Source organism: Paractinoplanes atraurantiacus (genome assembly GCF_900215205.1).
Lineage (GTDB): Bacteria > Actinomycetota > Actinomycetes > Mycobacteriales > Micromonosporaceae > Actinoplanes > Actinoplanes atraurantiacus.
The window spans coordinates 140,184-154,512 of the sequence record NZ_OBDY01000022.1 but is presented as its reverse complement, the minus strand read 5'-3'; the positions used below and the strand labels follow the sequence as shown (position 1 = coordinate 154,512).

General features: G+C 70.9%; 9 protein-coding genes. 6 read left to right on the top strand and 3 right to left on the bottom strand.

Annotated elements, in window-relative coordinates; genetic code table 11:
* Nucleotides 1-4 precede the first annotated feature (4 nt).
* A complete protein-coding gene (locus CRP55_RS55145) occupies nucleotides 5-1,573 on the bottom strand; it encodes a M28 family peptidase (RefSeq protein WP_245923590.1) in 1,569 nt (522 codons plus the stop codon).
* 161 nt (nucleotides 1,574-1,734) lie between these two features.
* Between CRP55_RS55145 and CRP55_RS36175 the strand changes: the two genes are divergently transcribed.
* A complete protein-coding gene (locus CRP55_RS36175) occupies nucleotides 1,735-2,364 on the top strand; it encodes a DUF1275 family protein (protein ID WP_097326356.1) in 630 nt (209 codons plus the stop codon).
* Here the strand turns inward: CRP55_RS36175 and CRP55_RS36170 are convergent.
* Entirely contained in the window at nucleotides 2,300-3,520 is a 1,221-nt protein-coding gene (locus tag CRP55_RS36170; protein WP_218854791.1) for an MFS transporter, read from the bottom strand. The genes CRP55_RS36175 and CRP55_RS36170 overlap by 65 nt on opposite strands.
* Nucleotides 3,521-3,635: 115 nt before the next feature.
* On the opposite strand from CRP55_RS36170, the gene CRP55_RS36165 reads away from it, so the two are divergent.
* Together CRP55_RS36165 and CRP55_RS52410 are read left to right on the top strand one after the other, a co-directional pair.
* Nucleotides 3,636-5,123, top strand: a complete 1,488-nt coding sequence (locus CRP55_RS36165; protein WP_097326354.1) for a M1 family metallopeptidase — start codon at nucleotides 3,636-3,638, stop codon at nucleotides 5,121-5,123.
* Between the two features lie 185 nt (nucleotides 5,124-5,308).
* On the top strand, nucleotides 5,309-6,076 hold the full coding sequence (locus tag CRP55_RS52410; RefSeq protein ID WP_143235157.1) for a hypothetical protein: 768 nt from the start codon (nucleotides 5,309-5,311) through the stop codon (nucleotides 6,074-6,076).
* A gap of 794 nt (nucleotides 6,077-6,870) precedes the next feature.
* Here CRP55_RS52410 and CRP55_RS36160 read toward each other — a convergent pair.
* Nucleotides 6,871-7,716: an EamA family transporter gene (locus tag CRP55_RS36160; protein WP_245923589.1), complete on the bottom strand. Its 846-nt coding sequence runs from the start codon at nucleotides 7,714-7,716 to the stop codon at nucleotides 6,871-6,873.
* 171 nt (nucleotides 7,717-7,887) lie between these two features.
* Between CRP55_RS36160 and CRP55_RS36155 the strand changes: the two genes are divergently transcribed.
* The 3 genes from CRP55_RS36155 to CRP55_RS36145 are packed head-to-tail and all read left to right on the top strand — an operon-like array spanning nucleotide 7,888 to nucleotide 13,948.
* Nucleotides 7,888-10,758: a GH92 family glycosyl hydrolase gene (locus CRP55_RS36155; protein ID WP_097326351.1), complete on the top strand. Its 2,871-nt coding sequence runs from the start codon at nucleotides 7,888-7,890 to the stop codon at nucleotides 10,756-10,758.
* A gap of 52 nt (nucleotides 10,759-10,810) precedes the next feature.
* Nucleotides 10,811-11,218 carry a PPOX class F420-dependent oxidoreductase gene (locus CRP55_RS36150; RefSeq protein ID WP_097326349.1) on the top strand — a complete coding sequence of 136 codons (408 nt, stop codon included), beginning with the start codon at nucleotides 10,811-10,813 and terminating at the stop codon, nucleotides 11,216-11,218.
* 30 nt (nucleotides 11,219-11,248) lie between these two features.
* Nucleotides 11,249-13,948, top strand: a complete 2,700-nt coding sequence (locus CRP55_RS36145; RefSeq protein ID WP_097326348.1) for a helix-turn-helix transcriptional regulator — start codon at nucleotides 11,249-11,251, stop codon at nucleotides 13,946-13,948.
* The last annotated feature ends 381 nt before the right edge of the window (nucleotides 13,949-14,329 follow it).

Below are 14,329 nucleotides of genomic sequence, written 5' to 3'. Positions count from 1 at the left end.
CCGGTCAGCTCAGTGCGGTGCCGTGAGCCGAGGGGGCCGCCTTGGCGGCCAGTGCGGTGGCCGGGCGGGGCGGGATCGTGGACGTGTCCTGGGCGAACGTGGCCACCGCGGTGGCGACCGCGTCGGCGTTGACGTCCAGGGCGTAGGCGTTGATGTTGCCGATCAGGTGGTACTTCTTGCGGAGCTGCTTGTAGAGGGCCTTGTCGGCGCCGTCCTTCTCCGGGGTGAAGCTGTCGCAGGCCTGGTGGTAGCACGGGTCGTACGCCGCGCCGGCCACGCCGCCCCACAGGGCAACGTCCGCTTCGGTCTTCTCGACCTCGGCGCCGGTGAACAGGCCGCCGGCGGGGATGCCGGTGGCGATGAACGGGCCGTAGTCGGAGCGGCCGGTGAAGTCGGCGGCCGACGTGGCCTCGCCCCGCTTCGCGAAGAACTTCTGGAAGACCGCCTCGATCTGGGCCGAGCCCTCCGGGCCCGGGCCGGAGCCCGACGCGGCCGAGTCGTCGCCGTCGTAGACGCCGAACGTGTAGTTCGGGGAGCCGATCATGTAGAAGTTCAGGTAGAGCGCGATCTTCGCCTGCTCGGCGGCCGGCAGGTTGGTCACGTAGTAGGTGGAGCCGACCAGGTTGGCCTCCTCGGCGCCCCAGAACGCGAACCGCAGCTTGTTCTTCGTCTTGTACTTCGAGGCCTGCAACGCGGTCTCGAGGATGCCGGCGCTGCCCGTGCCGTTGTCGTTGATGCCCGGGCCCTCGGGTACGGAGTCGAGGTGGGCGCCGGACATGACGACCTCGTTCGGGTCGCCCCAGCGGGACTCGGCGATGACGTTGCTGGTGGGCCGCACCTCGGCCTCGGCCTCGACCGTGATGGTGACGTTCAGGCCCGCCGTGCCGGCGAAGGCGACACCCTGCGGGTACGAGATCGAGACCGCGGGGATGCCGACCGGGGCGCCGAGCGTGCCGGCGAACAGGTCCTGGCGGTCCGGCGCGGTCGTGTTGCCCTGGTTCATGATGATGACGCCGGTGGCGCCGGCCGCTTCCGCGTTCGCCGCCTTAACGCCGAACGAGCAGGTGCCGCGCTGCAGGAGCGCGATGTTGCCGGCCACGCCCACGAAGTCGGCCGCCTCGCAGCCCGACGTGCTGGTGTTCGGGGTGGTCAGCGCGAGGTCGACCGGAACGACCGCGCCGGTCGCCGTGCCGCCGCCCGAGCAGTCCAGGACGTCGTAGTCCTCCTGGTCCACATAGGTGGTGGGGGTGGGCGCGTTCTGGGTGAAGGTGGACGCCTCGTCGGTGCAGTAGTTGAAGTCGAACGGCTGCCGGGTGACCTTGTATCCGGCGTGCTTGAGCAGCGCGGCGACGTAGTCGGCGCTGCGGTCGAACCCGGGGGTGCCCGAGGCGCGCGTGTCGTTGTTGCGGTCGGCGATCGCCTGGAACGCCACGAGGTGCCGCAGCACCCCGGCCAGGGTGACCGCCCGGGGCAGGTCCTTTATGCTGCTGCCCCCAGCCTGGGCGGGGGCGGAGAGGGCGAAACTTCCCAGCAGTACGGCGACGGCGGCCGCGCCGATGAGGCGTCTTCGCACGGTGAACTCCCTTCGATGACGGCAAATATCCAGCAACATAGATCGACTACGCGCCGTACGGAAGCGGTCACTCGGTCAGCCGTGTCCGCCGTCCGGGTGGCCCTGACTCGTGGCTCACGTTTTCGCCTGTGGCGCCGGGCGCCGGGGTATCTACTCGGCCCATGAGAGAACGGGCCGGTGCGATGTTGCTGGCGGCCACCGCGGGGTCGGTCGACCTGCTGGCGCTGACCGTGCTGGGCGGGGCCTTCGCCAGCATCATCACCGGGAACCTGGTGACGCTCGGGTTCGGGATCGGCGCGGCCGACGCGGGCCGGGTCGTCCCGGTGGCGATCGCCGTCACGGCGTACGCAATCGGGGTCTTGATCTGGCGTTTTCTGCCCCGGACTGTGACCGTTCCGCTGCTGGTGGAGCTCGCGCTGCTCGCCGTGGTGGCGGGTGGGCTGCTCACCGACCCGGGCGTGTGGGGCAGGCGGATCCTGCTGGCGGTGGCGGCGATGGCGATGGGCGGGCAGAGCGTGGTCGGGCTGCGGTTGCGCGCCTCCACCACCTACATGACCGGCGCCTTGGCCACCGCCCTGACCGGGGATCTGCGCAAAGCCGGGCCGGTGCTGCTCCAGCTGGCGTCCCTGGTGGCGGGCGCCGCGGCCGCGGCCGCGCTGATGACGGTGGCGCACTGGGCCGCGTACCTGCTCCCGCTCGCGCCGGCCGGTCTCGCGGTCGCCTGCCTCACCGGCCGTACCGCCACAGCTCGGGCAACCCCCGGAGCAGAAGCGCGACCGTCAGTACGGTGAGTGCTCCACCCGCGACGATCGCCGGGCGCGCGCCGAGAACCGCACCGCCGAAACCGTGCAGCATGTTGGCGAGCTGAGGACCGCCCATCAGGACGACCGTGAGCGAGCCCTGAATGCGCCCGCGGAGAGCGTCATCGGTGTGCGCCTGGGAGATCGCGTTGCGAAAGGCGCTCAGCACGAAGTTGACGGCGCCGCCGAGCGCCAGCGCCACCACCGCGACCGTGAGGTTCGCAGCCAGCCCGAGCATCACCACGCAGCCGCCCCAGGCCATCGCGGCCGAGGCCATGAGCGCGCCGTGCCGCCGCGCCCGGCTGAACGTCCCCGACAGCAGGGCGGCCAGGAGCACCCCGGCCGGGTACGCCGCGAACAGGAGCCCGAGCCCGGTGCCGCCGCCGGCCGGCCCGCCGTAGGTGCGCTCGGCCACCTCCGGCAGCAGCGCGTGCGGAAGGGCGAAGACCATCGCGGCCAGATCCACGGCGAGGATCGCGATCAGCACCCGGCGCCCCGCGAGATAGCGGAAGCCGTCACCGAGCCGGCGTAACGTGCCCGTCGCGCCGGCCGCCGGCGCCGGCATGGGCGGCAGCCGGGCCACCGCCCACAGCACGAGGCCGAGCGCGAGACAGTCGAGCAGGTACAGCGTTCCCAGCCCGGTCACCGGGATCAGCACCCCCGCCAGCAGTGGGCCCGCGACGGCGCCGCCGTACCTGGTCAGGGAACTCAGGCTGTTGGCCGCGACCAACTGCTCGGCCGGCACCACGCGGGGCACCGCGGCACCCATGGCCGTCAGGCCGGCGCCGAGACTGACACTCTGCACCCCGACCATGATCAGTATCAGCGGAATCGAGTCGAGGCCGAGTGCCGCGTTCAGCCACAAGCCCAGATAGGCCAGCCCGAGTCCGCCGTTGCCGGCCAGCAACAGCCGGCGGCGGTCGATCGCGTCGGCCAGGGCGCCGGACCACAGCGCCGACACGACGAGCGTGGCCAGCGAGACCGCGGCCGACATCCCGACCAGGGCCGACGACCCGGTCAGGGTGAACAGTTGGGTCGGCACCGCGATCAGGCTGAACGAACCGCCCACGGCCGTGACCGCCGAGGCCGTCCAGAGGCGGCGGAAGGCGGGTATCCGCAGGGGCCGCCGGTCGATGAAGAGCTCCACGGCGCCGATCGTGGGGCCTGCCCCTGGGTGAAGGTCCAGTGGAAACGGGGCGGCGATCTTTCGAAGGTCTTCGATATGTTCGGCGTGACCGTTCCATCGACGGAAGGAAAGTCCCGTGCGACGACTGCTCGTGGCACTGACCGCCATCGTGGTGACCCTGGCCGGAACGGGGGTGCCGGCGCAGGCCGCGCCCGCTCCCGGCGGCCCCGGGGTGGGCGACAGCTACTTCCCGGACTACGGCAACAGCGGGTACGACGTGTCCCACTACGACATCCGCCTGCGGTACACCCCCGCGACCGACACGCTCACCGGCACCACCACGATCCTGGCCACCGCCACCCAGGATCTCAGCCGCTTCAACCTCGACTTCGTGCTCGACGTGTCCTCGGTGCTGGTGAACAACCGCCCGGCCACGTTCGCCCGGCAGGGCGATCACGAGCTGGTCGTCACGCCGGCCCGCCCGGTCCGCGACGGCGGCGCCATGACGGTCGTGGTGCGCTACTCGGGCGTGCCGTCGACCAAGGTCGCGGCCGGTTTCACCGCCTGGATTCGCACGCCGGACGGCGCCATGGCGATCGGCGAGCCGGAGATCGCCTGGTGGTGGTACCCGAGCAACGACCATCCGACCGACAAGGCCACCTTCGACGTGTCGGTGTCGGTGCCCGACGGCGTCGAGGCGATCAGCAACGGCACCATGCCGCGCCCGCCGGTCCGCGAGACTCTCGGCTACACCCGCTGGAGCTGGCGTTCCCTCAAACCGCAGGCCACCTACCTGACCTTCATAACCATCGGCCAGTACGACGTCACGACCGACACGACCGCCAACGGCCAGCCCGTCTACAACGCGTACTCGCAGCTCATGACCCAGGAACTCCGTGAGGCGGCGCAGTCCAGCGTCGAGCGCACGGCCGAGATCACCGACTGGGAGACCACGATCTTCGGCCCGTGGCCGTTCGAGGCCCGCGGCGGCGTGGTGGCTCCGCCCAACACGCTCTGCTGCGCGCTCGAGAACCAGACCCGCCCCAACTACGCGACGGCCTTCTTCACCCGCGGCTCCAACACGTCGGTGGTCGTGCACGAGAACGCCCACCAGTGGTTCGGCGACTCGGTGTCGGTCGCCGACTGGCGCCACATCTGGCTCAACGAGGGCTTCGCCAGCTACGCGGAGTGGCTCTGGTCGGAGGAGAACGGCGAGGGCACGGCGCAGGAGATCTTCGATTACCTGTACGCCACGTATCCCGCCGACGCCCGCGTCTGGACCACGGCTCCGGCCGACCCGGGCGTGGCCCAGCTGTTCGGCGACGCGGTCTACGACCGGGGCGCGATGACCCTGCACCAGCTGCGCCTGGCCGTCGGCGACGACGACTTCTTCGAGATCCTGCGCACGTGGGCCGCCGACCACCGCTACGGCAACGCCACCACGGAGGAGTTCACCGCCCTGGCCGAGAAGATCTCGGGCAAGGACCTGGACGCCCTCTTCCAGGCGTGGCTCTACACCCCGTCCAAGCCGGTAGTCGCGGTCGCGGCGACTCTGGCCGCCAAGAAGGCCCCGAAGTCGTGGGCCCAGATCAGCCGTACGCACGCACTGCTCCACCAGCGCTGACAGGCCCCGCCCACCGCACGGCCGGGCGGGAGACAACCTCCTGCCCGGCCAGTGCGGGATGATGCCTCGGACGCCGCGGGGCGCGGAGAGGTGACGGGTTCTGTGGTTCGACTCGTACGAGTTCGCCTCTGGTCGGGCTGTCCGAACTCGCCCCGGCGGTCGCCGCCCTGCGCCGGGGAGATCCGGTGCCGCCGCCCTTCGACGAGTCCGGCTTCTGCTGGGGCGTGCTCGAAAGGGCGCAGCCACCTCGGACGAGTGTTCCGGCGCCGCCCGACGGCGAATACGAGCAGTCACCTCACGACTGGGCCACCACCGCCCTGTTCTACTCGGCCCAGCAGGACTCGCTGGTGGCCGCGATGCAGCGGGCCGTTCAGCGCGGCTGGACGGTGGACAGTCATTGGCATGTCGGGGACCTGGCCTGGCAACGGCCGGGCCTGCTGGACCGCACGGTGCGGATGTGGCGGGGCGCGGACGGTGAGGTCGTGGGCTGGGCTTGTCTCGGCCCGCCGGGGCGGCTCGAACCGCATGCGCCGCCGCATCTGGTGCCCGAGATGCTGCGCTGGTTCGACGAGGCGGCCGGCCCGGTCGAGCAGACGGTCACGGCGATGGACTCCGACGCGGCGCTGGTCGGTGGCCTCCAAGATGCCGGATACCGGGAAGTGGACGAGCCCTTCTTCCGGCACTGCGTCCGTGATCTGGACGCCGACCTTCCGGCGCCGGCGCCACCCTCGCCGTGGTGTGCCCCCGCGGTGACGCCGCCTGCCCGGTGCCACGCGAGCTCTACCACCGAATCGGCTTCCGCGACGCCGGCCGCACCGTCATCTACCGGCGAGCGGCCCAGGAGGTGCTTCACGTGCCACTTTGAGGCTCCCGGAGACGTTCGCCCAGGCGCATGGTCTCCTCGGCGGCGATGGCCTCGATCCTCGACGACAGGAGTTTGCGCGGATCTTTGACGGTGCCGTAGGACTCGGCTCGGGCGGCGTACAGATATTTCTCCCGAAGCAGACCCTGGATCGCCTGCCTGTGACTTATCCACCTTTCGTGCAGTTGAAGAACGACATCGCCGCTCGCCCGCTCTCCCGTGTGGCGCCCGCGCGGCGGAATAGGGCCGACATCCTGCGGAATGGTCAACGGAACACACTCCCCCCGTGATCGCGTACCAGGTAAGGCCAGTATGTGTCGTGGCCGGCGGAAGTCGGTAACGCTGGGGAGTGGTTGAACACCGGCTGAGGTGGACGCGGCCGTGGCCATCGTGTCTCGGCCGCGCCGGGATCAGCTGTGATTGTGAGCGGGCCGCCTTCAAGGTGTTGGGGCTGCTGTTCGGTCTTCCCGCTCCGCTCGCCGGCTTGGCGATCAGCGTTGCCGTCATCTTTGTGGGCGGTGTCGTCGTTGTGTGCCTCATTCAGCGGCGACGGTCAGCGAAGCGGAGCAGGCGCTGGTCCTCCCTCCGCCTGGCCTTCAGCGCGATCTCCCGCGACGACGACGTGCCGGCTGTTTTGAACCTGGTGATGGTGAGCATGCGAAATACCGCGTGCAAGTCCATGAGAGCGTCCCCCGGTGCCTTCGGCTATTGCTGGACGAGGACCAATGTGGGGGCCGGGGAGGGCGCGATCCAGCATTGCCGGGAAAGGTGTAGGCATTGTGCAAACGGGACGCGAAAACTAGCAGCGGCTCAGAAGGCTCGGCTATGCTAATGGTGTAAGGCGCGATAATTAATTCCCGATTGCCTGTCCATTATCGCATGTGGTCATCGAGCCAGGCAAGCCACGGCGAAAACGGCCGAGACCACCCCGTACAGATGAATGGTGTGCAGTCGTTCTCTCAGGACCAGGCGGTTGAGCAGCAGCGTGACCGCGGGGTAGAGCGACGCCACCACCGCCGTCGGGGCCAGGGCCGACGCGGCCGCCACGATGAACGCCGCGTCGGCTCCGACGTCGGAGGCGCCGACCAAGAAGATCTTCGGCTGGAACAGGGTGGGCCGGCACTGGCCGAGCAGGACCGCCAAAGCTGTGGCGGCTACGCCGGCGCTGATCCGGGCGATGGCCACCGCCCAGAACTCGTCCGCCTCGCCCGCCTCGTGCAGGAGCACGAAGAACGCTCCGAAGCCGACTGCGGCGCCCAGGGCGCACACCGCGGCCGGCCATCGGGGGCGGCTGCGGGGCAGGCCCGGCACCGGCCAGCTGGCCATCGTGGCGCCGGCCAGGCCCGCGGCCACGCCGACGACCACGAAAGCGCCGACCCGCTGGCCGTGCAGCAGGCCCCAGCCGACGGGTATCAGGGCGGCTATCGCGGCGACCGGTGCCACCACCGCGGGGGAGCCGTCGCGCATCGCCCGGTAGAGCAGGCCCATCGCCGGCAGTCCGATCAGGCCGGCGGCCGCGCCCAGCCACAGCCGGGCGTCCCATGCCGGTGGGAGGCCGCGCACCACCGCCACCGGCAGGACGAGGATCATCGCCGCGATCTGGGAGCCGATGAGGATCGTCAGGAGGGGTACGCGGCGGGTCAGCGCGCCGGCCAGGAAGTCCGACGTTCCCCAGCCGACGGCCGCCAGGACGGCGGTCGTCATCACCCAGGCCGTGGCCGTCGCATCCATGCGGCCGATCCTGCCGACCATCGAGCCCCAGGTCAGTCGCCCGTCTGTGGAAGCCCGAGCGGGCTAATCCGTACGCGCGAAAAGGTCTGTTGTTCGACTTCTGGTCACGTGGGGGTCCTCTGGGGACAGGATGCTTCGCTGTTGATCGACACCCCTTTCGAAGGAACACGAATGCGCATCCGGTATCTGGCGCTCGCGCTGGCGCCGATCCTCTCGACCGCGGTGCTGGCCACGCCCGCGGACGCTCACCGGGAGCTGGCGCCGTTTGACGCGGTCAACCAGTTCATCGGCACCGAGATGGACACGACGCAGAACAAGAGCAACGACGCGTACGGCAACACCTTCCCGGGCGCCGCCGTGCCGTTCGGCATGGTGCAGCCCAGCCCGACCACCTACAAGGCCGGCAACGCGCTGGTGGGGGAGAAGGGCGGCTACGAATACACCGCCGGTCTCATCCGCGGGTTCGGCCTGACACGCTATTCGGGCACGGGGTGCACCGGCCGTTACGGCGGCTACGAGTTCCCCACCATTCCGTACGCCGGTGAGCTCACCGACGGCGTCCTGCCCACCAACCCGTCGGCCGACGTGAAGCCGTACTACCTGAGTTTCAGTCACGCCAACGAGGTGTCGCAGCCGGGCTATTACAAGGTGGCCCTGGACAATGGCATCACCACGGAATTGACGGCCGGCGCCCGTACGGCCGTAAGCCGTTTCTCTTTCTCGGAGAATGCGACCCTGATCCTCGACGTGTCCGGGCAGAACAACCGGTCGTTCGGCTCTGAGGTCACCATCGACCCGGCCACCCGGACGGTCAGCGGCTGGATGTACGGCACCGATGTCTGCGACGTCGGCAACCTCTACAAGGCGTACTTCTCCACCACGTACGACAAGCCGTTCGCCTCGTACGGCACCTGGAACGACGGCGAGATGACCGCCGGCTCGGCCCACGCGATCAAGAGCACCACCGACACCGGCGTCGACTACCGCCACGACACCGGCGCGTGGATCACCTTCGCCGACGGCGCCAAGGTCACCGCCAAGACCGGCTTCAGCTACGTGAGCGTCGCGAATGCGGCCGCGAACCGGGAGAAGGAGGTCGGTAAAGAGCGATTCGATGCCGTACGCCGGGACGCCGCGTCCCAATGGAAGCGGGCGCTCGGCACGATCGACATCGGTGGCGGCACCGACGCGCAGCGGACCTCGTTCTACACCGCGCTCTACCACTCCCTGCTGCACCCGAACGTGCGGGACGACGTCAACGGCCAGTATCTCGGCTACGACAACCAGGTGCACGTGGTCGCCAAGGGCCGGCACTTCTACGAGAACCTGAACTTCGCCGGCTCCGGCTGGGACATGTACCGCAGCCAGGCCCAGCTGATCGCGCTGACCTTCCCCAAGGTCGCCGGCGACATGGCGCAGTCGATCGTCGACATGGTGAAGCAGAAGGGCTCGTGGGCGCCCGGCGCGGCCCGCATGCAGGGCGACAACTACCAGGTCATCCTGGCCACGCTCGACGACATGGGCATCACCGGCTACGACCGCAAGGCCGCCCTGGCCTCGATGGTCGCCACCCAGAAGCTGCCCGCGGTCGCCAGCAGCCGCTCCGACGCGTACCAGTACTTCGCGACCGGCCTGATCGAGAACCGCAAGGGCGACTTCGCCACGTCGCGCGTCCTCGAATACGCGATCGACGACTTCGCGATCGCACGGCTGGCTTTCAAAGAAGGCGATCTCGCGAACTACAAGTTCTTCATGGGCCGCGCCCAGAACTGGATGAACGTCTTCGACCCGGTCACCCAGCACGTCCGCCCGCGCGAGCGCACCGGCTTCGACCGGAGCTTCGACCTGCGGGTCCGGGAGGACGGTGCCGGCCGCGGCCAGTTCAACCAGTCCACCGGCTACCAGTACGGCTGGCTGGTCCCGCAGAACATGTCCACGCTGATCGCCAAGCGGGGCGGCGCCGCCGCGGCCACCGCGCAGCTGGACACGCTGATGGCCCAGCTCGACGCCGGCGCGTACACCCAGACCGGCAACTACCTGTCGAACCAGCCCGCCTTCGGCACCCCGTGGGTCTACAACTGGCTCCAGGCGCCGGCCAAGGCCACCGACGTGCTCTACCGGGCCGTCTCCGAGATGTACGACACGACGCCGTCGGGCCTGCCCGGCAACGACGACCAGGGTTCGCTGAGCGCGTGGTACGTCTTCGCCAACCTGGGCGTCTACCCGGCCGTCTACGGCACCGGCGACCTGCTGATCAGCGCTCCGATGTTCAAGAGCATCACGATCGACCCGGTCGACGGGCACCGTGACCTCCGGATCACCGCTCCGGGCGTACAGAATGGCAAGAAGTATGTGTCGTCCCTGAAGGTCAACGGTCGTAAGACGAGCGCGAACTGGGTGGACGCTCGGACGGCCGGCCGCCTCGACTTCACGATGGCGGCCACGCCCGGCACGTGGGGAACCGGGGCCGCGGACGTGCCGCCGTCGTACACGGACGGCGCGGACGCCCGCAACAACGCCGGCACCACCCCGAACGGCCAGGGCAACCTGGGCTCGATGGACCTGAGCGACTGGTCGTTCTCCCGCGAGAGCCTGGCCGCGGCCGGCGCCACCCCCGGCGCGTCGCTGCCGCTGGGCCAGACCGGCATCACCTTCACCTGGCCCACCGCCGAGCCGGGAACGCCCGACAACTGGATCCCGCACGGCCAGCGCGTCGACCTGAAGAACAGGAAGGCCACCAGCGTCTCGTTCTTGGGCCTGGCCACCAACGGCCCGTCCACGGGCACGGCCACTGTCGTCTACACCGACAAGACCACCCAGCCGGTCACCGTCACGCTCGCCGACTGGGCCGCGGCCGACCCGACCGCCCTGATCACCCTGACCGGTCGCAACAACGCCAACGGCACCGCCGGCGACGGCACGTTCCGCGTCTTCGCCACGGCTCCGGCCGCCCTCGACAGCACGAAGACGGTCGACGCGGTGATCCTTCCGCAGTCCACCGACAAGGGCATCATGCACGTCTTCGACGTCGCCGTGTCCTGACCCACGCGCCACCGCCGGCCGTTTCCCCACGGCCGGCGGTTAGGCTCCCCGAATGTCCAAGATCCCGCTTCCGCAGAAGCTCATCGACTTCCTCCGGCAGCCCCACCCCGCGGTCATGGCCACGGTCGCCGCGGACGGGCGGCCGGTCACCGTCGCCACCTGGTACCTGCTGGAGGAGGACGGGCGGGTGCTGCTCGGCCTCGACGCCAAGCGGGCCCGGCTCAAGCACCTGCACCGCGACCCGCGGGTCTCGCTGACCGTGCTGGCCGGCGACGACTGGTACAGCCACGTGAGCGTCCAGGGGCGGGTCGTCTCGATCGCCGACGACGAGGGCCTCAAGGACATCGACCGGCTCGCGGTCCACTACACCGGCGCGCCCTACGCGAACCGTGAGCGGCCCCGGGTGACCGTGCAGGTCGAGATCGACACCTGGCACGCCTGGGGCGACCTGCGCGAATAGGGCTACGCTGCGGCAGGGGGGAGTGATCTCGTGGCTGGTGAGAGGCTGCGGGGGCGGCGGCGCGAACGTGAGGCGCTGGACCGCCTCCTGCGCGACGTACGGGGTGGGCGCAGCCATGCCCTCGTGCTGCGGGGTGAGGCCGGCGTCGGCAAGACCGCGCTGCTCGACCACCTCGCCGAGCAGGCGTCGGCGCTGCGGGTGCTGCGGGCGGCCGGAGTCGAGCTCGAGTCCGAGATCACCTATTCGGCGTTGCAGCAGCTGTGCGCGCCCCTGCTCGAACACCTGGACCGGCTGCCCGCACCGCAGCGGGCGGCCCTGGCCACCGCGGTCGGGCTCGCCGCCGGCAAACCGCCGGAGGCGCTGCTGGTCGGGCTGGCCGTGCTGGGCCTGTTCGCCGAGGCGGCGTCGCAGCGGCCGCTGGTCTGCATCGTCGACGACGTGCAGTGGCTCGACCGGATGTCCGAGCTGATCCTCACCTTCGTGGCCCGCCGCCTGGACGCCGAGTCGGTGGCCCTGGTCTTCGGCGTGCGGACACCGGCCGAGTCCCTGCCCGGCCTGCCCGAGCTGACCATCGACGGGCTCTCCGACGCCGACGCCCGCAAGCTGCTCGATTCGGCATTGGCCGGGCCGGTCGACGCCCGGGTCCGCGACCGGATCGTGGCCGAGACCAGGGGCAACCCGCTGGCCCTGCTGGAGCTTCCGCGCGGGCTGTCGACGGCCGAGATGGCGTTCGGCTTCGGCGGGCTGAGCGCGGCCCCGCTGGCCGGCCGGGTCGAGGACAGCTTCCAGCGCCGCATCGCGGCCCTGCCCGCCGACACCCGCAAGGTGCTGCTGGCGGCGGCGGTCGAGCCCGTCGGCGACGTACACCTGCTGTGGCGGGCTTTGGATCTGCTGAAGATCGGGCCCGAGGCGGCGGTTCCGGCCGAGACCGCCCAGCTCATCGACCTGAGCCGCCGGGCCCGGTTCCCCCATCCGCTCGTGCGGTCCGCCGCGTGGCGTTCCGGCAGCGCGGCCGAGCTGCGTGAGGTGCACCGGGTCCTGGCCGAGGTCACCGATCCGGTGACCGACCCCGACCGCCGGGCCTGGCATCGCGCTCACGCCGTCGCCGGGCCCGACGAGGAGGTGGCCGACGAGCTGGAGCGCTCGGCCGACCGGGCCCGCGCCCGGGGCGGCTGGCCGGCCGCGGCCGCCTTCCTGGAACGCGCGGCCGAGCTCACCCTGCACCCCGATCGCCGCGTGTCCCTGCTGCTGGCCGCGGCCCGGGCACACTCCGACGCCGGCTCGTTCGGGCAGGTGCCGGAGCTGCTCGGCGCGGCCGAGATGGGCGTGCTGACGCCGTTGCAGCGGGCCGGGGTGGAGCAGATCCGCGCCCACGTCACGTTCGTGCTCAATCCGGGCCGGGCCGCCGGTCCTCCGCTTCTCGCGGCGGCCGAGCAGCTGCGCGACCTCGATCCGGCCGCGGCCCGCGAGACTTATCTGACGGCCATCGGTGCTGCCGTCCACACCGGACGCGCCGACCCGGATTTCCTGCGCTCCACGGCCGAGGCCGCCCGTTCGGCGCCACCCGGCGACGACCTGGCCGGCCTGATGCTGACCGGATTGACGGCCTGGATTCTCGAGGGGTACGCCGAGGCGGCGCCGGCCATGAACCGGGCCGTCGACGCGATGACGCGGATGAGCGACGCCGAGCTGCGGCTGATCTGGCTGGCGGCGCCGATGGCGTACGAGATGTTCCGCTTCGACGTGCTCGACCAGGTGACGTCGCGGGCCGTGCAGGTGGCCCGGGACACCGGGGCGCTCTCGCTGCTGCCGAACGCGCTCGCCCTGCGCGCCGGCGTCATGCACTACCTGGGCCGCCTCGACGACTCGTCCAGCCTCGTCGACGAGGCCGAGGGCCTCATGCGCGCGACCGGCAGCGCCCTCCAGCTCTCCGGGGCGGTCCCGCTGGCGGCTTACCGGGGCCGGGAGCCGTACGCCTCGCAGCTCGTCGACGCCATGTTCCGCGAGGCCGCCGCTCGGGGCGAGGGATGGTCGCTCGGCATCGCCGGCTACTTCAAGGCCGCGCTGTGCAACGGTCTGGGCGACTATCAGGCGGCGTTCGACGCGGCCCGCGAGGCGGCCGCGTACCCCGATCTGGCCATCTACCACTGGAACCTGGGCGAGCTGGTCGAGGCGGCCACCCGCGTGAACGCCCCGGACGAGGCCGAGTCGGCGCGCACCCTGCTCCAGGAACGGACGTCGGTGGCCGGCACGGACTGGGCGCGGGGCGTGCAGGCGCTGGCCGACGCCCTCGTGCGGGCCGACGAGGACCGCTACCGGGCCGGCATCGCCTCGTTCGCCGCGGCCGGCATGGGCATGCAGGCCGCCCGAGCCCGCCTGCTGTTCGGCGAGTGGCTGCGCCGCGAGAACCGCCGCTCCGAGGCCCGGGCCGAGCTGCACCGGGCCCACGAGGCCTTCACCACGATCGGCGCCGAGGCCTTCGCCGCCCGCGCCGCCCGCGAACTGGCCGCGACGGGCGAAACGGTCCGGGCCAAGACTCCCGGCACGGCCGAACAGCTCACCGCCCAGGAGTCCCAGATCGCCCGCCTGGCCGTGACCGGCCGCACCAACCCGGAGATCGGAGCCTCCCTGTTCCTGAGCCCCCGCACCGTCGAATGGCACCTCCGCAAGATCTTCACCAAGCTCGGCATCACCTCACGCCGCGAGCTGGCCGCCGCGCTCCAAAGTTGACGCGCCGTTGCGCGGTGCCCGCTCGATCCAGGCGATGACGGGCCGGACGAGAGCCGCGCACACCACCCCGCCCATCGACTTGGTCGCGCCCGGACAGGCGCCGCACTGTGTGCCTTACGGACGACCGGGCAGGGGTTCGACCACGGTCTCGGCATCGCGCGCCGGCAACTGGTCGACGGCACGACGGTGTGGGGGCACAATGGCGGGACCTTCGGGTTCGAGGCCTTCTCGTGGACGACCGCGGCCGTGTCGATGACTATCTGACAGGAGCGTTCCGATGTTTCGGGTGAGCGCGGTACGGATGCTCCTGCTGCCACCGATCGGCGCCGCGATCGGGGTCGCGGTGCTGCGGCTGGTCGTCGCCGCGCTGGCCGGCCGGCC